Raw genomic sequence first — 19,982 nt, 5'->3', positions numbered from 1 at the left:
CATAGGATCACCGAGGTGAACTACCGAGCCACCGCCCCTCTGACCAAGGGGCCCCGCGCCCGCCGTATCGCCCCCGCAGCCCTGGCCGCCCTGACGCTGACCGCCCTCACCGCCTGCACCGGCGGCGGGGTCGACGGAACGCCCGGCGCCGCAGGTGTGCGCGACCCGTTCTTCCCGAAGCTCGGCAACGGGGGGTACGACGTGACGCACTACGGCCTGACCCTCGGCTACGACCCGGAGAACCGCCACCTCACCGGCACGGCGGACATCACAGCCCGTGCCACCAAGAAGCTCAGCGCCTTCAACCTCGACCTCAAGGGCCTGGAGGTCAAAGAGGTCACCGTCGAAGGCAAGGAAGCCCGCTTCAACCGCGCCGGTGACGAGCTGACCGTGCGGCCGCGTGACGACCTTGACCGAGGCGAGACGTTCCGCGCGACCGTTCGCTACTCGGGGACGCCGCAGACGGTGACCGATGCGGACGGATCGAAGGAAGGCTGGCTGAAGGGAGAGGAGGGTGCGCTCGCGGTCGGCGAGCCCGCCGGTTCGATGGCGTGGTTCCCGAGCAACAACCACCCGAGCGACAAGGCCGCATACGACATAAAGATCACCGTGCCCAAGGGGCTGAAGGCGATCTCCAACGGCGAGCTGACGCACGAGACCACGACGAACGGCCGCACCACGTTCGCCTGGCACAACGCCGAGCCCATGGCGACCTACCTGGCGACCGTGGCGATCGGCAAGTACGACACCAAGAAGTCGATGACGGCCAAGTCGGACTCCGGCATCCCGGTGTTCACTGCGATCGACCCGACACTGCCGGACGGCAAGTACAAGAAGACCGAGAAGGTCCTCTCGAAGATCCCCGAGATCATGGACTGGGCGGAGCTGAACTTCGGCACCTACCCCTTCTCCTCGACCGGAGCGATCGTCGACGACCGGGTGAACCTGGGCTACGCCCTGGAGACCCAGACCAAGCCGGTGTTCCCCTCCAGCGAGGTCGACACCTCGACACTTGTCCACGAGCTGGCACACCAGTGGTTCGGCAACTCGGTCACGCCGAAGACATGGCAGGACATGTGGCTGAACGAGGGCCTCGCCAGCTACGCGGAGTGGTTGTGGGAGGAGGACAACGGAGAGGACAGCGCGCAGGACATCTTCGACGCGCTGTATGAGCAAGGGGAAGACGAAGACCTCTGGGACTTCCCGCCGGCGAGGCAGCCGGACGCCGCGAGCATCTCGGATGATCCGGTGTACGACCGGGGAGCGATGGTGATCCACAAGATCCGGGAGACGGTCGGCGACGACACCTTCTACGACATCATCCAGGGCTGGACGAAGACCTACCGCCATGCGAACGCGAACACCAAGGACTTCACGACCTACGTCGAGAAGCACGCGGGGGACGATGAAGCGCGCGAGGAACTGAAGAAGGTGTGGGCGGACTGGCTCTACGGGGATGGAAAGCCGGACAACCCGTAGGCCCAGGAGGCGTCGGCCCGCACCCGACCGCAGGGCAGTGGACAGAAGGGCACCGGACAACAGGCCGCCGACTCAGGGGACAGAGGTCCAGTGAGCCCGGCCACCACCTGCGCCGCCCCGCGCCCCGCGCCCCGCGCTCACAGAGTCTTGCGCAATACGGCGCAGGGGCGGCCGAGTTGGGTGTCCTCGCGATGGTCGAGGAGCTCGTAGCCGAGGGTGGTCCAGAAGGCGAGGGCCTTCGGGTTGTTGTCGAGGACGGCGAGGCGCACGGCGCTGCGGCCCGCAGCGCGGAAGCGGTCCTCGGTGGCGGTGGCCAACCGGCGGCCGAGGCCGGTGCGTTGGACTCGGGCGTCCACCAGGAGGAGGCCGATCCAGGGGTCGGGGTCGGCCGGGTCGGGATGGTGGGCGAGGGTGACGACGACGCCGATGAGCCGGCCCTCGGAGCGGCCGATGAGCACTTCGGCGCCGGGTTGGGAGAGTTCGTCGGCGAGGGCGGTGGCGACCTGTTCGGTGCTGATGTGGTGTGCGTCCGGGAAGTCTCCGCTGAGTGCGAAGAACTCGTGGTTGGAGGCGTAGAGGGCGGTGAGTTCCGTGAGGAGAGGGCCGGGCAGGTCGCCGGGGGAGGTGCCGTCGGCGGCGGAGGCGAGCGGTTCGAGGAGCATGCGGCGCAGGCTAACCGGCCGGGAGGGGAACGGGTGGGCGTCCAGGAAGGGATAGGGCCAGCTGTGTGAGACGGCGGGGCCAGGGGCCGCGGCTAAGGCCGGGAGCCGGGGCGCGGCTAGGGCGGGGAGCGGGGCCGCGGCTAGGACGGGGAGCCGGGGGACGGGGAGTTGCCGGGGTCCGGGGTGGGGGTGGGGCGCTTGGTGGAGCGGCGCCATTCGCCGAGGAGGGACCAGAGGGTCGCGCCGAGGGCACCCGTGTTGACCGCGAGCCAGAAGGGGGAGGTGTCGGAGTCGGTCAGGTTGTCGATGAGCAGGATGGTGAGGCAGACGGCGAGGAAGCAGGAGCCGTAGAACTGGCGGCGGGCGAGGCGCTGGTTGCGGCGAGGGCCTTCGGAGAGGCGGAGGGCGTAGACCTCGACGTCGCCGAAGACGTCGGCGGCGGGTTCGGTGCCGGGAGTGGAGGCGAGGTGGTGGCGGGCCTCGCGAATGTGGTCGCGGGCCTCGGCGGACGGCATGGCGTGGCGGCCGCGCAGGAGGCCGTCGAGGTGGGTGAACCAGGCCTCGTCGTCGCCACTGCGAGGGGCGGCGGCGAACCAGCGGTCGATGGTGGGGTCGGGGAACTTCACGGCGGCGGCGATGACGGCGAGGCAGACGAGCATCAGGACGGGGGCGGGGACGGCGAAGAGCTCGCCCGCGGGGACGAAGGGGGTGACGCCGACGCCCGTGCAGACGGCTCCGGCTGCGGCGGCTGCGAAGTACCAGGCGCCGCGGACCCGGCCGGCGACGCGGGTGGCGAGGGCAGCGGCGGCCAGCGAGGCGCCGAGGACGACGGCCGCGGTGATGGTGAAGGAGGGCCAGCCGATACCGACCCAGAGGCCGTCGCGGAGCCACTCGAAGCCGCAGAAGAGCAGTCCGCCGGTGCCGAGGGTGACGAAGGAGCCGGAGACGCGTTCGCCGGGGGTGAGGCCGTGGGCGTCGCCGCGGGCGCGGTGTTCCTCGGGGATGCGTTCGTCGGCGACGGACTGGGCGTAGGCGTCGGGGTCGCCGAGGAGATCGAGGGCGGGGCGGCTCTCCTCGTGGACGAGTTGGTGCGCCTCGGCGAGGACGTCGTCGGCGAGGCCGGCGGGGGCGTCGTGGTCGAGGACGAGGCGCACCTTGACGGAGGCGGCCCAGGCCTCGTCCTCCTTGCGCTCCCAAGTGAGCTTCGGGTGGCGGTCCTTGGTCATGTCGGTTCCCCCGGTTCCGCTGCGTGAGGTGTGGGCCGTGCCGTGCCGGGCTCGCTGGGTGCGTCGGTTCCGGTGAGGGCGGCGACGGAGTGGGTGAAGGCGGCCCAGGCGGTGCGGTCGTGGTGCAGGCGGGCTCGGCCCGCGTCGGTGATGCGGTAGTACTTCCGGCCGGGGCCGCCCTCGCCGGCACCCCACTCGATCTCGACGGAGCCGTCCTCTTCGAGGCGGGTGAGGGCCGGGTAGAGGGTGGCGGCCTTGACGCCGTCGAGGCCGGCGGTGGCGAGGTGGTTGAGGAGGGCGTAGCCGTAGCTCTGCTTCTCGGTGTCGAGGATGGCCAGGAGGCAGAGGGGCAGGGCGGCTCGGGTCCAGGCGGTGTGGACGGTGCCGGGTGCGGCGCTGGCCCCTGCGGCGCTGGTCCCTGCGGTGCTGGTCCCCGTGCCGTTGGACCCTGCGCTGCCGCTGCCGCTGCCGCTGCCGCTGCCGCTGCCGGCGCCGACGCTGGTGCTCGGGCCCGTGGTGGCGGTTGCCTTCGGTGGTTTCGGCATTCCGGGGTCCCCCTTCCTCTCCGGCCACGCCGACTAGTTGGGAATTTAGAATAGTCGGGGAGAGGGGCTAGTGCCAGTGGGGGTTGGGGGAAGTGGGTGGGGGCATGGCGAAGGGCCCCGACCTGGTGGGGTCGGGGCCCTTGCGTGGTGCTGGTCCGCTACGCGGTGGAACCTCAGACGTTGACGCCGAAGTCCTGCGCGATGCCGACGAGGCCGGAGGCGTAGCCCTGGCCGACGGCGCGGAACTTCCACTCGGCGCCGCTGCGGTACAGCTCGCCGAAGACCATGGCGGTCTCGGTGGCGGCGTCCTCGGAGAGGTCGTAGCGGGCGATCTCGGTGCCGCCGGCCTGGTTCACGATGCGGATGAACGCGTTGCGGACCTGGCCGAAGTTCTGCGAGCGGTTCTCGGCGTCGTAGATCGAGACCGGGAAGACGATCTTCTCGACGTCGGCGGGGAGGCCCGCGAGGTTGACGTTGATCTGCTCGTCGTCGCCTTCGCCCTGGCCGGTGACGTTGTCGCCGGTGTGGACGATGGTCTGGTCCGGCGTCGCCTTGTTGTTGAAGAAGACGAAGTGGGCGTCGGAGTAGACCTTGCCCTGGGGGTTCACCGCGATGGCGGAGGCGTCCAGGTCGAAGTCGGTGCCCGTGGTGGTGCGGACGTCCCAGCCGAGGCCGACCGTGACGGCGGTCAGGCCAGGTGCCTCCTTGGTGAGCGAGACGTTGCCGCCCTTGGACAGGCTTACAGCCATTGTTGGGAGTCCCTTCCTAGCGTGAGTACAACCGTGTAGTACGTGCGTACTTTGCGGGCTTCGTGCTGGGACGAAGCTACCGACACCCCTATGAACGCCGAGGGGGGTATCGAAGGTTCCATATGCCGAGGACTGTCTTTACTTTCTTTACTCGTTCCATGCGGGCCCCGCGCTGCCCCTTGAAGCCGACCTGGAGGTGGTTGTCGGGGGTCGGTGGGGTGCGGGCGGGAAAAACGGGTGACGTGGGGTGTTCGTACGCGGGACCATGGAGCACATGTCCGGTCACCGCGCTTACGTCATCCGTGGCTCCGTCTCGCTGCCCGAGGCCGAGCTGATGTGGCGTTTCTCGCGGTCCTCGGGGCCCGGCGGGCAGCACGTCAACACCAGTGACTCGCAGGTCGAGCTGCGCTTCGACCTCGCGCGCACGGAGGCGCTGCCCGAGGTGTGGAAGCAGCGGGCGCTGGAGCGGCTCGAGTCGCGGCTCGTGGGCGGCGTCATCAGCGTACGGGCGAGTGAGCACAGGTCGCAGTGGCGGAACAGGGAGATGGCGGCCACGCGCCTCGCCTCCCTGCTCGCGGAGGCCACCGCTCCGCCGCCCAAGCCGCGCCGCGCCACCCGCATCCCGCGCGGGATCAACGAGCGGCGGCTGCGGGAGAAGAAGCGGCGCGGGGAGACCAAGCAGGGGCGGTCGGGGAAGGACTGGGGGTAGGCCCAGGTCCAGATCCGGGCCGCCTGGATCCGGTTCGCGCGGGTCCGGTTCGCCCGGGCCGGGGCCCGCGCCCGGGCCGGGGTGCCGTGTGGGCGGCTAGCCCAGTTGCCGGTAGCGGCCCTTGAAGTACAGGAGTGGGCCCCCGTCCGCGCTCGGCAGTTCCGCCGTGAGCACGCGGCCGATGACCAGGGTGTGATCGCCCGCCGTCACGGTCTGTTCCGTGCGGCACTCGAGGGTCGCGAGGGCGCCGCCGACGAGGGGGGCGCCGGTGATGTCGCCGCGTACGTAGGGGATGTCCTCGAAGAGGAGCCGGTCGCTGATGCGGCCCTTCATGGCGAAGCGGCCCGCGATGTGCCGCTGGCTCTCGGTCAGGACCGACACCGCCCACAGTGGCTGCTCCGCGAGCAGGTCGTCCATGCGGGAGCCCTCGCGCAGGCTGACCATGACCAGGGGCGGATCCAGGGACACGGAGAGGAAGGCCGTCGCCGTCATGCCGACGTCCTCGCCGCCCGGGGCCGTCGGGTCGTCCGGGTCCAGCGGGGGCTCTTGGGCCGTCACCAGGACCACGCCCGCGGCCAGGCGGGACATGGCGGCGCGGAACTCGTCGTTGCTCACCCCCACAGGATGAGGGGTGGACGAGGCCCGGGTCGGGGTCTGGGTCTTGATGGTCAGGTCGGCAGCCACGTTGTTGACGCTAGTCGCGGATTCGGGCGCTCCGCATCGGACCCCGGGCCGAGGGAGGACCTAGGGCGAGACCTAGGACTTCCCGGGACGGGAGGCTCCGCGGAGGCGTATGGTGCGCGGGACTCCGGGGCGGGGATCCGGGTCGGGACTCCGGCGGGCCCGGCGGCCATGGTGCAGTCCCGCGGCCCCTTGGCCAAGGCTTGTGCACCACCCTCCGCATAGCTCAAATTTGGCTCAACTCCAGGGCTCAAATCGGACCTCTCACCTGTGACTTGAGTCACAGGGCCCATATTTTGTTGACCCTGTGTACCGGGTGGGCAGCTCGCTGTGATTCAGTGACGGTGGCAATCGGACAGGCACGGAACAGGCACGTACAGGCACAGACGCCGGGCGCCACAGCGCGACGGGGCGCGAAGGAACGCACGGTGGAGAGTCAGAGTTACGGACACTGAGGAAGCTGCGGATCCTGGAGTTGCTGTCGAGGTCTCGGGGAGAGCGAGCATGGAGACCGAGTCGGAGCCGTACGTCCGTCTTGCGACCCTGCGGCAGCTGCATCAGGTGGTTGCGGACCTCAACACGGCCCGCAGCCTCGCGGACACGCTGCAGACCGTCGCCGACGGCGTGGTCAACGGCCTTGGCTATGAACTGGCGTGCGTCAACCTCGTACGCCCGGACGGCGACCTCGTCGTCGCCGCGTTCGCGGGCAACCCGGCCGCCGAGGCCCTGATCACCGGCCGGGTCGGCTCCCGGGAGTCCTGGGAGCGCCGCCTGACCATGGGCGAGGCCTGGGGGGCGCTGCGCTTCATCCCGTACACGGAGGGCTGGGTCCTCGACGAGGACGACGTGCCGCAGTGGTACACCGAGGGCCCCGAGCCCCGCTTCGAGGACGAGTGGCACCCCTCCGACCGGCTCTTCGCGCCCATGTACGCGACGGGGTCGTCCGGCGGCGAGCTGATCGGCGTGATCTCCGTGGACCGGCCGCGCAACGGGCGGCGCCCGGGCGCGTGGGGGCGTGAGGCGCTCCAGATGTACGCCTTCCAGGCCGCCATCGCCATCAGCAACGCCCGGCTGCGCGCCAACATGCAGCGCGCCCTGGTCCGCCTGGAGCGCGAGCAGCAGGCGCTGCGCGCCAGCGAGGAGAGCTTCCGGCAGGCCTTCGAGTACGCGCCGAGCGGCATGGCCATCGCCGAGATGGGCGGCGACCAGCACGGGCGGATCCTGCGCACGAACGACGCGCTGTGCCGGCTGCTCGGCCGCCCCGCGTCCGCGATGCGCCGCTACTCCTTCTCCGACCTGGTGCACCCCGAGGACATCGGGACGCTGCTTCGTACGTCGGCCGAGGGCGGGCGGGCCGAGCTGCGGTTCGCGCGGCGCGACGGGACGTATGTGTGGGTGTCGCTGCGGAACTCGGTGGTCGCGGACGCCGCGGACGGGCCCCGGTTCCTGCTCACGCACGTCGAGGACATCGAGGAGCGCAAGCGCCGCGAGCTGCAGCTCGCGCACCGCGCCTCGCACGACTCGCTGACCGGACTGCCGAACTCCGCGGAGCTGCGCGCCCGCCTCAGCTCCCGGCTCTGTCGCAGGCCGCACGCGGGTCAGCCGTCCACGGTGGACTCGCTGGACGCGGCGTACGACAACAGCGGGCTCTACGCGTCGGGGCATGCCATCGGGCACGGGCACGGGCCCTCCGGGGGCGTGCACGCGGGGGCGCACGGCGACGGCTATGACCACCACGTCCATACGGTTGCCCCGCCCGAGGAGTCCGCCCCCGACGACGGCACCAAGGGCCTCGCCGTCCTCTTCTGCGACCTCGACGGCTTCAAGTCGATCAACGACCGCTTCGGGCACCACACCGGCGACGCCGTCCTCATCGAGGTCGCCCGCCGTCTGACCAGCGGGGTCCGGGACGGGGACACGGTGGCGCGGCTCGGCGGCGACGAGTTCGTGGTGCTCGCCGACGGGCTCGGCCGGGCCGACGCGCAGGACCTCGCGGTGCGGCTGCGGAACGCGATCATCCCGCCGATCAGGGTGGACGGGCGCGCGGTGCGCGTCGGCGCCAGCTTCGGCATCGGATGGGCACATTGCGGGATGTCCGCGGACGAAGTGCTGCACTCCGCCGACCAGCGGATGTATGTGGAGAAAAGGTCGCGGGCCAAGCAGCACCGGCGGGCCGGGTGAGCGTGCGCACACAGCGGTGCGCGGCCGGTGCGCCGTGCGCGGTACGGGGTGTGAACTCCCGTACGCGGTAACGGATGCGGTGGGCGGAGCGCCCCGGCGCGGCCGCCCCGGCGGGCGCGACCGACGGTGTTCCGGCCGATGTCGCCGCCCCTGCCCCCGCCTGTGTCCTGGAAGAAGTCAACGTCAACTCGGGCGGTCACCCGGAGCGGGTAGGCTCGCCCGCATCCGCGATGCGAGGGAGTGACCTGCGAATGACGCCCGGCAATAACGGCGAGCACACGCCGCGCGCGCCAGAGGGCGATGACGACCCGTTCGGCTACCTGTACGCAGACGGCCAGGCGGCCGGTGCGACACCGCCCTCGGGCGGCGGGTACGGCTACCCGGGGCCGCGGTCCTCGTACAACCACGTCCGCGCGGTCGGAGAGCGCCAGTACGGGCAGCAGGCCCAGGGCCAGCCTCCCGCCTACGGCCAGGCCCCGGCGTACGGTCAACAGCCCGCGTACGGTCAGCAGCCCGGGCAGCCCCCGCAGCAGGCCTACGGACAGCCCAACGCCCACTACGCGGCGCCCGAGGCGCAGCCCGGCGTCACCGCGTCCATGCGGCAGGCCGGCGGGCCCGGAGCGCCCGGCTCGTACGCCCCCGCGGGTGGCGGTGGCCGTGGCCGCGGGCCCAACACCAAGGGGCTGCTGATCGGCGCCATCGCCGTCGTGGCCGTCGTGGCCGTCGGGATCGGTGCCGCGATGGTCTTCGGCGGGGGTGACGACGGCGGCGAGGACGACGCGAAGAAGCCGGGGTCCAAGGTCAGCCAGTCCGAGACCGACGCGCCGAGCCCCTCCGCGCCGAAGGACGACGACAAGGACGACGCCGAGCTGCCGAAGTCCGACGCCAAGGCCCTCAAGCTGGAGGGCGGCACCACCACCGCGTCCGACATCGAGGGCGCGCAGTCCGCGGGCGGGGTGTACGTGGCGGGGCTCGACAAGCCCGGTGCGCAGGTGACGTGGACCGTCGACGGGATTCCCAAGAGCGGGGCCTACACCGTCTTCGTGGGGTACTCCGTGCCCGGCAAGGCCGCCGAGACCACGCTGGGGATCAACGGGACCGCGTCCGGGCGGAAGCTCAACATGGACAACTTCACCGGGGCCAAGGAAGGTGCCTGGGACAAGGGTTGGACGAAGACGTTCGCCTTCGTCCAGCTCAACAAGGGGACCAACACGGTGTCCGTGTCCTGCCAGGCGGGGGACAAGTGTGACGCCGTGCTTGACCGGGTGTGGTTGAAGGCCGGGCACGTCAAGGAGTAAGGCGTTCCCCGATCCCGCCCCTTCCCGAGACCGGGGGCTCCGTCCCCGGACCCCCCCGTATCGGCGCTTCGCGCCCCGTCCTCAATCGCCGGACGGGCTCACATGAGCCCCAGGAAGGCTCCGGGCCGGCTCAAAGGAGCCGCAAGAAGGACTCCACCACCCCGGCCATCGCCTCTCTGGCCGGGGTCAGGTACTTCCTGGGGTCGACCCCGCTCGGGTCCGCCGCCAGGTAGTCGCGTACCTCGCCCGTGAACGCCGCGTTCAGGGCGGTCCCCACGTTGATCTTCGTCATGCCCGACGCGAGGGCCGTACGGATCTCCGTGTCGGGGACGCCGCTCGATCCGTGCAGGACCAGGGGCACGGGGACGGCGTCCCGCAGGGACCGGATGAGGCCGTGGTCGAGGGCGGCGGTGCGTTCCGTCATGGCGTGGGCGGAGCCGACCGCGACGGCCAGGGCGTCGACGCCGGTCGCGGTGACGTAGGCGGCCGCTTCGGTGGGGTCGGTGCGGGCGCCGGGGGCGTGGGCGGCCAGCGGGGGCTCGCCGTTCTTGCCGCCGACCTCGCCGAGTTCCGCCTCGATCCAGATGCCGCGCTCGTGCGCCCAACGGACGGCGTCGGCGGTCGCCTTGACGTTGTCGGCGTGGGCCAGCTTTGAGGCGTCGAACATCACCGAGCTGAAGCCTTCGGCGTGGGCGGCGCGCAGCAGGGCGGTGTCGGTGACGTGGTCGAGGTGGAGGGAGAGCGGGGCCGAGGAGGCGTGGGCCACCGCGGCGGTCGCGGCGGCGACGGCGGACAGGTCGCCGCCGTGGAACTTGACCGCGTTCTCGGATATTTGGAGGATCGCCGGGCTGCCCGCGCGCTCCGCGCCGAGCGCGATCGCCTCCGCGTGTTCGAGGGTGATGACGTTGAAGGCCGCGACGCCGCGGCCGTCCGCTACGGCCTGGGCGACGAGTTCACCGGTGGTCCTGAGCGGCATGCTGACCGATCCCCGTTCCTGGGCCCGCTGCGGCCCGTCGAGCTGGTTGCGTGCGTGGCCTCGTCACGCCGTCGCTGCGCGCCCCGTCACAGCGACCTTCGGCAGGACGTCCTCGTACACCGCCGCGTCGAACTCGCCCGCCACGGGTGCCGCGACCGTGGCCGCCGACAGGGCCACCGCGCGGGAGAGCCGGTCCGGCCAGGGGAGGTGGCGGACGAGGCCGGAGAGGAGGCCTGCGACGGCTGAGTCGCCGGCGCCGGTGGGGTTGCCGCGGACCGGGCCCGGGGGTGTGGCGCGCCAGGTGCCCTCGGGGGTGAGGGCGAGCAGGCCCTCGGGGCCGAGGGAGGCGACGACGGCGTGGGCGCCGCGGCGGCGGGCGTCGCGGGTGGCCTGGGCGGGCTCGTGGGCGCCGGTGAGTTCGGCGAGTTCGTCGGCGTTGGGCTTGACGATGTCGGGGCGGGCGGCGACGCCGCGGCGCAGGGGCTCGCCGCTGGTGTCGAGGAGCACGGGTACGGCGGCGGCGCGCGCGGCGCGTATCAGGAGGGCGTACGCGCCCACCGGCACGCCGGGCGGGAGGCTGCCGCACAGGGCCACGGCGCGCACGTCGTCGCCGGCCAGCAACTCCTCGTAGGAGGAGAGGAATCCGGCCCACTCGGTGGGGGAGACGGTCGGTCCTGGCTCGTTGAGCTGGGTGGTGTCGCCGGTGCGGGCGTCCACGACGGCGAGGGTGCGGCGGGTGGCGCCCGCGACGGGGCGCAGGCCGTCCCGGACACCGGGCACGCGGGCGAGGTGGTCGCGCAGGGTGCGGCCGGTGTCGCCGCCCGCGAAGCCGGTCACCGTGACGTCGTGGCCGAGGGCGGCGAGCACGCGGGCGACGTTCAGGCCCTTGCCGCCCGCGCGTTCGGTCACTTCGGTGACGCGGTGCGAGGTGTGCGGGGTGAGGGAGGGAACTTTGTACGTGATGTCCAGGGCGGCGTTCAGCGTGACCGTGACGATCACTGCTTCACCCCCGGGACCACGGTTCCGCGTGCTTGCGCGTGTGCGGCTTTCGGGCCCTGATCATGCCAAAAAGAAGGCGGTTGGCCCAGACCTCGGACCAACCGCCTATGCGCTGTCGGTGCCGATGAATCCGGCCGACCTGCTCTTCCGGCTGGGGGGCCGGGGGTTATCCCCCGGGAAATTGCAGTGGCTCGATGACCCAATCGCCCTTGCGCAGCACGCCCTTGAGTGTGAAGTCGGCGTCCAGGACGACGATGTCGGCGTCCTTGCCGGGTTCCAGGGAGCCGACCCGGTCGTACATGCCGAGGAGCTTCGCCGGGTTCGCGGAGATCGCGGCGACGGCGTCCTCGACGGGCAGCTTGTCGACGGTCACCGACCGCTTGAACGCGCGGTCCATGGTCAGCGTCGACCCGGCGATCGAGCCGCCCTCGGTGAGCCGCGCGACGCCCTCCTTCACCTCGACCTCCAGCGGGCCGAGCAGATAGGTGCCGTCGCCGAAGCCCGCCGCGTCCATGGCGTCCGTGATGAGGGCGACGCGGTCGGCGCCCGCGTGGTGGAAGGCGAGGCCGAAGGCGGCCGGGTGCAGATGCGTGCCGTCGTTGATCAGCTCGACGGTGATCCGCTCGTCCTCCAGGAGGGCGGCGATGGGGCCCGGGGCGCGGTGGCCGAGGGCGGGCATGGCGTTGTAGAGGTGGGTGGCGACGGTGGCGCCCGCGTCGATGGCGGCCTTCGTCTGCTCGTACGTGGCGTCGGTGTGGCCGATCGCCGCGATCACGCCGTGCTCGGCGAGCAGGCGTACGGAGTCGATGCCGCCCGGCAGCTCGGTGGCGAGGGTGACCATGCGGGCCTGGCCGCGGGCCGCGTCGATGAGCTTGCGGACCTCCGCCGGGTCCGGGTGGCGCAGCAGGGCCTCGCTGTGGGCGCCCTTGCGGCACGGCGAGATGAACGGGCCCTCGAAGTGGACGCCCGCGATGTCGCCCTGCTCGGCCAGCTCGGAGAGCAGGCCCGCGCGCTGGGCGAGGGCGTCCATCTCGTCGGTGACCGTCGAGGCCACGACGGTGGTGGTGCCGTGCAGGCGGTGCGTCCGTACGCCGTGCAGGATGTCCTCGGCCGTGCCGCTGGTGAAGGACGCGCCGCCGCCGCCGTGGTTGTGGATGTCGACGAAGCCGGGGACCAGCCAGTGGCCGGTCAGGTCGACCGTCTCGACTGCTTCGGGGGCCGCGGGCATGCTCCCGGCGATGCGGCCGTCCTCGGTGACGATCACGCGGCCGCCCGGGACGGTCCCGGTGGGCAGTACCACTTGGGCACCGGCGAGCACCTTGCTAGTGGCCATCGGGTGGTTACCTCCGGGGAGTCGGGGTCGCGGGGTTGGTGGTGGTGGCGTCGGTCGTGGCTCGTGCGGTGGTGGCGGTGGGAGCGGTGGCCTGCCCGGTGGCGTCGAGCAGGTCCCAGGCGAGGAGGCCCGCGCCCAGGCAGCCCGCCGCGTCGCCGAGTGCCGCCGGGACGATCTCCGGCAGCGTCTGGAACTCGACCACGCGGGCGGCGACCGCCGCGCGCAGCGGTGTGAACAAGGTTTCCCCGGCCTCCGCGAGGCCGCCACCGATGATCAGCGTGTGCGGGTCCAGGAGGGTGAGGGCCGTGAGCAGGCCGTCGGCGAGGGCGTCGACCGCGTTCTGCCAGACGGCGAGGGCACGGGGGTCGCCGGAGCGGACCGCCTTCGCGCAGTCCGCCGCGTCCGCCGAGGCGTCGCCGCTGGCCTCCGCCCACGCCTTGCTGACCGCGGACGCGGACGCCAGGCGCTCCAGGCAGCCGCGTTGGCCGCAGCCGCACGGGGGGCCGCCGGGGCGTACGACGATGTGGCCGATCTCGCCCGCGGAGCCGTGGGCGCCGGGCTCGATGGTGCCGCCGATGCCGATCGCGCCCGCGATGCCGGTGCCCAGGGGGACGAAGAGGAAGCGGTCGGCGCCCTTGCCCGCGCCCAGGCGGCCCTCGGCGAGGCCGCCCGTGCGGACGTCGTGGCCGAGCGCCACGGGGATGCCTTCCAGGCGGGTGCTCAGGAGGTCGCGCAGGGGTACGTCGGACCAGCCCAGGTTGGACGCGTACACGGCGATGCCGCGGTCCGCGTCCACGATGCCCGGTACGGCCACGCCGGCCGCTGCCGCCGGTTCGCCCAGGTGCGCCACTCCGTGGGCCCTCAGGTCGGTCGCGAACTCGGCTATCGACTCGACCACGGCGTCCGGGCCGCGGTCGCGGCCGGTGGGGCGGCGGGCCTCGTGCAGCAGCGTGCCGTCCGCCCCTACCAGGGCGGCCTTCATTCCTGTGCCGCCCACGTCCAGGGCGATGACATGTCTCACGGGGACAGTGTCGCGTGTGACCCCGCGAGAGGTCTAGTCCACCTGCGCGCGGGTCGGCCTTCGCGGGGCGCCCCAGTCCCGCCCCTTTCCCGAAACCGGGGCTGCGCCCCTGGACCCCGGGGGTGGGTGTCCCGTGCGGGTGGGACAGTCCTCCCTCGAATCGGCGCTTCGCGCCTCGTCCTCAATCGCCGGACGGGCTGAAATACAGCCGGGGCGGGCCGGAAGGTGCTGGGGGGGCGGGCCGGAAGGTGCTGCGGGGTGGGCCGGAAGGTGCTGCGGGCTGGGCTGGAGCGGTGCTGCGGGGTGGGCCGGGGAGGTGCTGCGGCGTGAGCGCTTTCGGGGCTGAAGGTGCCGCGCTGCTGCACAGCAAGCGCAGGTGGGGCGGGTGGGTGGGAGAGAGCCCGTCCGGCGTTTGAGGACGAGCGCGCAGCGCGATACGGGGGTGCCCCTGGCGGGGCTGGGGGTGCCGGGCTGTCGGGCAGGACGGTGCGAGTTTGGGCGGGTGGGTGGGAGAGAGCCGGTCCGGCGTTTGAGGACGAGGCGCGGAGCGCCGATGCGGGGGCGCCCCCGACAGGGCTGAGGGGCGTCCCAGGGGGCAATAAGGCAAGGCCGTTGTAGAAGTGATACTCGGGTGGTGTAGACCTTGTATCCGGACGCGGGGGAAACTCGCGGTTCAGAACGTACGACGAGGGTGGGAAACAGCAGTGCAGCGGCGCGTGACAGGTCTGACCGCGGCGGTGGCCGCACTGAGCATGACGGCGCTGCTCGCCGGCTGCGGCGGCGACTCCGGCGACTCCGGCGACGTCACCCTCAAGCTCGTGGCCGCCGACTACGGCGACTCCTCGGCCAACAGCTCCAAGAAGTACTGGAGCGAACTGACGAAGAAGTTCGAGGACGAGCACCCGGGCATCAAGGTCGAGGTGACCGTGCACTCGTGGACGGACGTCGACCGCGAGGTCAAGGAGATGGTGAAGGACGGGAACGCCCCCGACCTCGCCCAGATCGGCGCGTACGCCGACTACGCCGCGCAGGACAAGCTGTACTCCGCCGACGACCTGCTCTCCATCCCCACCCAGGCCGACTTCCTCGCCCCCCTCTCGAAGGCGGGCGAGGTGGACCGGGTGCAGTACGGCATGCCGTTCGCCGCGTCCACGCGCCTGCTCTTCTTCAACGAGAAGCTGTTCAAGAGCGCCGGGATCAAGCCGCCGGAGAGCTGGACCCAGCTCCAGGCCGCCGCGCAGAAGCTGAAGGCGCGCGGCGTGAAGATCCCCTACGCGCTGCCGCTCGGCCCGGAGGAGGCGCAGGCCGAGACGTTGCAGTGGCTGCTCAGCGGGGGCGGCGGCTACACCGACAACGTCGGCTCGTACGACATCGACTCCAAGCAGAACGTGCAGACCTTCGACTGGCTGAAGAACGAGCTGGTCGGCAAGGGCCTCACCGGCCCGACCCCGCCCGCCGAACTCGACCGCGCCGAGGCCTTCGCCGCGTTCACGCGCGGTGACGTCGGCATGCTCAACGGGCACCCCACGCTGATGCAGATGGCCGCGAAGAAGGGCCTGAAGTACGGCATGGTGCCGATGCCCGGCGTCAATGGCACGGGCCAGTCCACGATGGGCGTCGCCGACTGGATGATGGCCTTCAAGCAGAACGGCCACCGCAAGGAGATCGGCGAGTTCCTCAACTTCGTCTACAGCAAGAAGAACGTCCTGGAATTCTCCCGCGAGTACGACCTGCTGCCCGTCACGGCGTCGGCGTCGCAGGAGATGACGGACAACAAGGAGGACTCCGCGAAGCTCGGCCAGTTCCTCAAGGAGCTGCCCACCTCGCAGCTGTACCCGGTCGGCAAGACGTCCTGGGCGCAGGTCTCCGTGCAGATCAAGAAGTACATCGGCAAGACCGTCGACAAGAACGGCGACCCCGAGGCCATCCTCGGGCAGATCGAGTCGAAGGCGGCCGCGGAGGAGAGCGCGCAGTGACGCGGGGGCGCCGGGGTTAGCGTGGGCGTCATGACGGACGACGACGCACAGGCCTCCGGCCTCGGTGAACTCTCCGCGCGGGCCAAGGCCGTGCTCGCCCTGGAGCGGCGCGGCTGGGCCGGGCCCGGCGCCAAGGAGCGGGCCATCCGCGAAGAGCTGGGGCTCGCCCCCGTCCGCTACTACCAGATCCTGAACGCCCTCCTCGACGACCGGCGGGCCCTCGCCCACGATCCGGTCACCGTGAACCGACTGCGGCGGGTTCGGCAGGCGCGGCGCGGCGAGCGTTGACGTTAGGGTCTGGCCCATGGGTGACCCGACGCACTCCCTGCCGCAGCCGTGCACGCCCGCCGGGCGGGACGGACTCGCCGCGCTCCTGGCCCGGCCCGAACGTGCCGTGATCGCCCTCGACTTCGACGGCACGCTCGCGCCGATCGTGCCCGATCCCGAGCGGGCGCGGGCCCACCCCGACGCGGTGCCCGCGCTGGCCGCGCTCGCCCCCAAGGTCCGGTCCGTGGCCGTCGTCACCGGTCGGCCCGCGGGGGTCGCCGTCCGCTACGGCGGGTTCGCCGGGGTCCCGGGGCTCGAACACCTCGTCGTGCTCGGGCACTACGGCGCCGAGCGGTGGGACGCCGTCACCGGGACCGTGCAGGCCGCCGAGCCGCATCCCGGCGTCGCCGCCGTGCGGGCCGAACTGCCCGGGTTCCTGGACGCGATCGGGGCGTGGCGCGGGACCTGGATCGAGGAGAAGGGGCGGGCTGTCGCCGTCCATACGCGGCGGGCGCTGGATCCGCAGGCCGCGTTCGACGCGTTGCGGGGGCCGTTGGGGGAGTTGGCCTCGCGGCACGGTCTGATCGTGGAGCCCGGGCGGCTCGTCCTCGAACTGCGGCCGCCCGGCGTCGACAAGGGGGTCGCCCTCGTCGACTACGTACGTGAGGTGGGCGCCGAGTCCGTCCTCTACGCCGGCGACGACCTCGGCGACGTGCCCGCCTTCACCGCCGTGGACAAGCTGCGCTCCGACGGGGCCGTGCGGGGGCTGCTGGTGTGCAGCGGGAGCCCCGAGGTGGCGGAACTGGCGGACCGCGCGGACGTGGTGACCGCGGGCCCCGCAGGCGTGGTCGCCCTGTTGTCGGCGTTGGCGGCGCAACTGCCGTAACGGCGGGGCCGGCCTGGGCGCGCCCTTCCCTCGCCCTCGCGGCACCGTCGGCCTGGGCTGTGCCCACCCTCCCCCAAGCTCTCGGCTTCGCTCGAGCAGGGGAGACCCCCATCGCCCTCTGGGCGGCCCAGCTGCCCACAGCGGGGGGGGGGCACAGGTGGCCCCGCAGCGCAGACGCTCAGGGATGTGCCGTGCCCGGCACAGAGCGCCCGCAGTCGCCGGGCGACCGGTCGTGCCACTGGCGGCCAGGAGCCTGTTGTGCGCTGGAAACGGGCGGGCGGTTGGGAGACCCGCCGCGGAGCGGCGGAGCGACTGACGGGCCGCAGTCGCCGGGCGGCCGGTTGTGGCACTGGCGGCCAGGAAGCCGCGGGGAACTGGAAACGGGTGGGCGGGTGGGAAAGAGGGGGGTCAGGGGGTGGTGGTCAGGGGGTGGAGTTGGTCCAGGAACCATTGGGTCGGGGGGAGGGCTGTTGCGGCGGCCGCCAGGCGTTTGGTGCGCTCCGCACGCTCCGCGGGGGGCATGAGAAGGGCCGAGTGCAGGGCTGCGGCGGTCGCGGACACGTCGTACGGGTTGACGGTGAGCGCGTCCTCGGACAACTCCTCGTAGGCCCCGGCCTCCCGGGAGAGGACGAGCACGCACCCCTCGTCGGAGACGACGGGAACCTCCTTGGCGACGAGGTTCATGCCGTCCCGGATGGGGTTGACGAGGGCGACGTCGGCGAGCCGATAGGCGGCGAGGGACCGCGCGAAGTCGTCCTTGACGTGGAGGACGACCGGCGTCCACCCCTCGGTGCCGTACGCGGAGTTGATGGCGTCCGCGACCCGCGACACCTCCTCGGTGTACTCGCGGTAGACGGCGAGGTCCTGCCGCGAGGGGTAGGCGAAGGCGACGTGCACGACCCGCCCCCGCCACTCGGACCGCTCGGCGAGAAGCTGCTCGTAGGCGCGAAGACCGCGCACGATGTTCTTGGACAGCTCGGTGCGGTCCACCCGGACGATGACCTTCCGGTCGGGCCCGATCTGCTCCCGCAGCGCGGCGAGGCGCTCCTCGACGTCCGCCCGCCGCGCCCGCTCCCGCAGGAAGTCCGCGTCGGCCCCGAGCCCGTGCACCCCGATCCGGGTCCCGGACGTACCGCCGAGGACGGCGACGCAGCACGCGGTGAAGGCGTCGGCCCAGCGCCCGGTGAGGAAGCCGAGCCGGTCCGCGCCGAGCATCCCGCGCAGGAGCTGCTCGGCGATGTCGTCGGGAAGGAGCCGGAAGTAGTCGACGGGCGCCCAGGGCGTGTGCGAGAAGTGCCCGATGCGCAGGTCGGGCCGGAGCTCGCGGAGCATGCCGGGGACGAGCGCCAGGTGGTAGTCCTGCACGAGGACGGCCGCGCCCGGCGCGGCCTCGCGGGCGAGCGCGTCGGCGAAGGCCCTGTTGTACGTCTCGTACGCGGCCCACTGGGCGCGGAACTCCGGCCCGAAGACGGGTTCGAGGGGCGTCTGGTACAGCATGTGGTGCACGAACCACAGGACCGAGTTCGCGACGCCGTTGTACGCGGCGGCGTGCACGTCGGCGTCGATGTCGAGCATCCGTACGCCCGGCTCGCCGACCCCGCGCCGCACGGCCTCCCGGTCGCCTTCGCCGAGCGCCGAGCACACCCACAGGGCGTCGGCCTCGTCGCCGACGGCGCTGAGCCCGGAGACGAGCCCGCCGCCGCCGCGCTTGGCGTCGAGTGTCCCGTCGGCGCCGAGGGAGTACGTCACCGGGCCGCGGTTGGACGCGACGAGGACCTGGGCTGCGCCCGCCTGCTCGGAAGCCATGTGCCGAAACCTAGCCGCTCGCGGAAACGCTCAAACGTACGGCCGGGGAACGTCACATCCCTGCCGGAGGCGCCCCCTCCGCACCCTGCGGGCGGACGACGGGCGGACCGTATACGACCTGCCCGGCATCCGGGTCACGACCCGCCGGGCGCCCGGGGGACGACCGGCCGGGCGCGCCCGGCCGCCTAAGCCACCCTCCGCTCCGCGTACTCCGCCACCTCCGCCATCGGCGGCCGCTCCTCCGTGTCCACCGCGTACGTCCGCGGCTCGAAGCCGTGCTCGCCGCGCACGAACTGGGTCAGTTCGGGCCGTACGAGATGGGCGCGGGCGAGCCGCAGCTGCGCGGTGCGGTAGATCGCGGCCGCCATCCGCCCGAGCGCCTGCCCGTCCTGGTGCCTGTGCCTGCGCACCCCCACGTCGACCTGCGCGAGCGCGTCCAGGCCCACGGTGTGCAGCGCGTCGACGAGCAGGCCGAGCTCCACGCCGTACCCGACGGGGAAGGGCAGGCGTTCCAGGAGCGACCTGCGGGCCGCGTACTCGCCGCCGAGCGGCTGCACGAACCCCGCGAGCTGCGGCCAGTGCATGTTCAGCAGGGGCCGCGCCATCAGCTCGGTGACCCGGCCGCCCTGCCCGGCCGTCGCGCCGGACGCGGGCCCGTCGGCCGCCGGGCCGTCGGACACCGTCATCGGGCGGTCGTACATCGCCTTCACGAACTGCACGTCCGGCTCGGTGAGCAGCGGCCCCACGATGCCGGAGACGAAGTCCGCCGAGAACTCCTTCAGGTCCGCGTCGACGAACGCCACGATGTCACCGTGGGTGACCAGGAGAGAACGCCACAGGACCTCACCCTTGCCCGGCACGGCGGGCAGCCGCGGCAGGATCGCGTCCCGGTGCACCACCCGGGCCCCGGCCGCCGCGGCCACCTCGGCCGTGCGGTCCGCGGAGCCGGAGTCGATCACCACGAGCTCGTCGACGAGCGGCACCCGCTCCATCAGCTCCCCGCGGATCTCGGCGACGATCCCGCCGACCGTCTCCTCCTCGTCGAGGGCGGGCAGCACCACGCTCACCGAGGTGCCGAGGTCACGCTTGGCGGCTGTCAGGGCGCCGGGCGCTCGGTCGCCGACGGACCAGGAACGCCTGCTCAGCCAGCGCTCGACCTCTTCCAGCACGCGCGTCCTCCCGGTTGTG

Annotated in this window: 18 protein-coding genes; 7 read left to right on the top strand and 11 right to left on the bottom strand. The window is 72.3% G+C overall.

Translation table 11 applies throughout. The annotated features are described in order from the left end of the window. The first annotated feature begins 15 nt into the window (after positions 1-15). Complete coding sequence (locus AB6L24_RS22740) at positions 16-1,479, top strand: M1 family metallopeptidase (protein ID WP_405657810.1); 1,464 nt, start codon at positions 16-18, stop codon at positions 1,477-1,479. 137 nt (positions 1,480-1,616) lie between these two features. Here the strand turns inward: AB6L24_RS22740 and AB6L24_RS22735 are convergent, their stop codons facing one another. The 4 genes from AB6L24_RS22735 to AB6L24_RS22720 form a co-directional block, all read right to left on the bottom strand. Beyond that, positions 1,617-2,141, bottom strand: a complete 525-nt coding sequence (locus tag AB6L24_RS22735) for a GNAT family N-acetyltransferase (RefSeq protein ID WP_405657808.1) — start codon at positions 2,139-2,141, stop codon at positions 1,617-1,619. Between the two features lie 140 nt (positions 2,142-2,281). Next, positions 2,282-3,367 (bottom strand): hypothetical protein, encoded by a 1,086-nt coding sequence (locus tag AB6L24_RS22730; protein ID WP_405657806.1) that lies wholly within the window; start codon positions 3,365-3,367, stop codon positions 2,282-2,284. Further along, positions 3,364-3,912, bottom strand: a complete 549-nt coding sequence (locus AB6L24_RS22725; protein ID WP_405657804.1) for a PadR family transcriptional regulator — start codon at positions 3,910-3,912, stop codon at positions 3,364-3,366. Before AB6L24_RS22725 ends, AB6L24_RS22730 begins: the two co-directional genes overlap by 4 nt. A 173-nt stretch (positions 3,913-4,085) precedes the next feature. Further along, entirely contained in the window at positions 4,086-4,661 is a 576-nt protein-coding gene (locus AB6L24_RS22720; RefSeq protein ID WP_030363500.1) for a TerD family protein, read from the bottom strand. Between the two features lie 265 nt (positions 4,662-4,926). Between AB6L24_RS22720 and arfB the strand changes: the two genes are divergently transcribed. After that, on the top strand, positions 4,927-5,370 hold the full coding sequence (gene arfB, locus AB6L24_RS22715; RefSeq protein WP_030363499.1) for an alternative ribosome rescue aminoacyl-tRNA hydrolase ArfB: 444 nt from the start codon (positions 4,927-4,929) through the stop codon (positions 5,368-5,370). 96 nt (positions 5,371-5,466) lie between these two features. Here arfB and AB6L24_RS22710 read toward each other — a convergent pair whose 3' ends face one another. After that, complete coding sequence (locus AB6L24_RS22710) at positions 5,467-5,985, bottom strand: flavin reductase family protein (RefSeq protein WP_030363498.1); 519 nt, start codon at positions 5,983-5,985, stop codon at positions 5,467-5,469. A gap of 570 nt (positions 5,986-6,555) precedes the next feature. Here AB6L24_RS22710 and cdgB point away from each other — a divergent pair. Continuing rightward, positions 6,556-8,232: a diguanylate cyclase CdgB gene (gene cdgB, locus AB6L24_RS22705; protein WP_405657802.1), complete on the top strand. Its 1,677-nt coding sequence runs from the start codon at positions 6,556-6,558 to the stop codon at positions 8,230-8,232. 251 nt (positions 8,233-8,483) lie between these two features. Beyond that, positions 8,484-9,530 (top strand): carbohydrate-binding protein, encoded by a 1,047-nt coding sequence (locus AB6L24_RS22700; protein ID WP_405657800.1) that lies wholly within the window; start codon positions 8,484-8,486, stop codon positions 9,528-9,530. A gap of 130 nt (positions 9,531-9,660) precedes the next feature. Here the strand turns inward: AB6L24_RS22700 and AB6L24_RS22695 are convergent, their stop codons facing one another. The 4 genes from AB6L24_RS22695 to AB6L24_RS22680 all read right to left on the bottom strand — a co-directional run bounded on the left by AB6L24_RS22695 (position 9,661) and on the right by AB6L24_RS22680 (position 13,859). Then, positions 9,661-10,506, bottom strand: coding sequence for a ketose-bisphosphate aldolase (locus AB6L24_RS22695; RefSeq protein WP_405657798.1), 846 nt, complete (start codon positions 10,504-10,506; stop codon positions 9,661-9,663). Positions 10,507-10,569: 63 nt separating this feature from the next. Beyond that, a complete protein-coding gene (locus AB6L24_RS22690; RefSeq protein ID WP_405657796.1) occupies positions 10,570-11,505 on the bottom strand; it encodes a 1-phosphofructokinase family hexose kinase in 936 nt (311 codons plus the stop codon). A gap of 166 nt (positions 11,506-11,671) precedes the next feature. Continuing rightward, a complete protein-coding gene (nagA, locus tag AB6L24_RS22685) occupies positions 11,672-12,838 on the bottom strand; it encodes an N-acetylglucosamine-6-phosphate deacetylase (RefSeq protein WP_405657794.1) in 1,167 nt (388 codons plus the stop codon). A gap of 7 nt (positions 12,839-12,845) precedes the next feature. Next, positions 12,846-13,859 (bottom strand): ROK family protein, encoded by a 1,014-nt coding sequence (locus AB6L24_RS22680; protein ID WP_405657792.1) that lies wholly within the window; start codon positions 13,857-13,859, stop codon positions 12,846-12,848. A 752-nt stretch (positions 13,860-14,611) separates the two neighbouring features. Between AB6L24_RS22680 and AB6L24_RS22675 the strand changes: the two genes are divergently transcribed. Genes AB6L24_RS22675 through otsB form a run of 3 tightly spaced genes read left to right on the top strand, consistent with a single transcriptional unit; the run spans position 14,612 to position 16,988 of the window. Continuing rightward, positions 14,612-15,835: an extracellular solute-binding protein gene (locus tag AB6L24_RS22675; protein WP_380846777.1), complete on the top strand. Its 1,224-nt coding sequence runs from the start codon at positions 14,612-14,614 to the stop codon at positions 15,833-15,835. Between the two features lie 30 nt (positions 15,836-15,865). Next, on the top strand, positions 15,866-16,123 hold the full coding sequence (locus AB6L24_RS22670; protein WP_405657791.1) for a DUF3263 domain-containing protein: 258 nt from the start codon (positions 15,866-15,868) through the stop codon (positions 16,121-16,123). A 16-nt stretch (positions 16,124-16,139) separates the two neighbouring features. Further along, entirely contained in the window at positions 16,140-16,988 is an 849-nt protein-coding gene (otsB, locus tag AB6L24_RS22665; RefSeq protein ID WP_405657789.1) for a trehalose-phosphatase, read from the top strand. A gap of 408 nt (positions 16,989-17,396) precedes the next feature. Here the strand turns inward: otsB and AB6L24_RS22660 are convergent, their stop codons facing one another. Both AB6L24_RS22660 and AB6L24_RS22655 read right to left on the bottom strand, forming a co-directional pair. Next, positions 17,397-18,794 (bottom strand): trehalose-6-phosphate synthase, encoded by a 1,398-nt coding sequence (locus AB6L24_RS22660; protein WP_405657787.1) that lies wholly within the window; start codon positions 18,792-18,794, stop codon positions 17,397-17,399. A gap of 185 nt (positions 18,795-18,979) precedes the next feature. Next, complete coding sequence (locus tag AB6L24_RS22655) at positions 18,980-19,963, bottom strand: glucosyl-3-phosphoglycerate synthase (RefSeq protein ID WP_405657785.1); 984 nt, start codon at positions 19,961-19,963, stop codon at positions 18,980-18,982. Positions 19,964-19,982 lie beyond the last annotated feature (19 nt).

Origin of the sequence: Streptomyces sp. RK9 (assembly GCF_045070545.1) — a bacterium.
GTDB classification, from domain to species: domain Bacteria; phylum Actinomycetota; class Actinomycetes; order Streptomycetales; family Streptomycetaceae; genus Streptomyces; species Streptomyces alboflavus.
The sequence above is the reverse complement of the archived record's forward strand: the minus strand, read 5'-3'. Positions and strand labels throughout refer to the sequence as shown.

Coding starts and splice junctions, on each gene's coding strand:
- AB6L24_RS22735 (WP_405657808.1), bottom strand. CDS start 2,141: ATGCTCCTCGAACCGCTCGCCTCCGCCGCCGACGGCACCTCCCCCGGC.
- AB6L24_RS22730 (WP_405657806.1), bottom strand. CDS start 3,367: ATGACCAAGGACCGCCACCCGAAGCTCACTTGGGAGCGCAAGGAGGAC.
- AB6L24_RS22725 (WP_405657804.1), bottom strand. CDS start 3,912: ATGCCGAAACCACCGAAGGCAACCGCCACCACGGGCCCGAGCACCAGC.
- AB6L24_RS22720 (WP_030363500.1), bottom strand. CDS start 4,661: ATGGCTGTAAGCCTGTCCAAGGGCGGCAACGTCTCGCTCACCAAGGAG.
- arfB (WP_030363499.1), top strand. CDS start 4,927: ATGGAGCACATGTCCGGTCACCGCGCTTACGTCATCCGTGGCTCCGTC.
- cdgB (WP_405657802.1), top strand. CDS start 6,556: ATGGAGACCGAGTCGGAGCCGTACGTCCGTCTTGCGACCCTGCGGCAG.
- AB6L24_RS22700 (WP_405657800.1), top strand. CDS start 8,484: ATGACGCCCGGCAATAACGGCGAGCACACGCCGCGCGCGCCAGAGGGC.
- AB6L24_RS22695 (WP_405657798.1), bottom strand. CDS start 10,506: ATGCCGCTCAGGACCACCGGTGAACTCGTCGCCCAGGCCGTAGCGGAC.
- nagA (WP_405657794.1), bottom strand. CDS start 12,838: ATGGCCACTAGCAAGGTGCTCGCCGGTGCCCAAGTGGTACTGCCCACC.
- AB6L24_RS22675 (WP_380846777.1), top strand. CDS start 14,612: ATGACGGCGCTGCTCGCCGGCTGCGGCGGCGACTCCGGCGACTCCGGC.
- AB6L24_RS22670 (WP_405657791.1), top strand. CDS start 15,866: ATGACGGACGACGACGCACAGGCCTCCGGCCTCGGTGAACTCTCCGCG.
- otsB (WP_405657789.1), top strand. CDS start 16,140: ATGGGTGACCCGACGCACTCCCTGCCGCAGCCGTGCACGCCCGCCGGG.
- AB6L24_RS22660 (WP_405657787.1), bottom strand. CDS start 18,794: ATGGCTTCCGAGCAGGCGGGCGCAGCCCAGGTCCTCGTCGCGTCCAAC.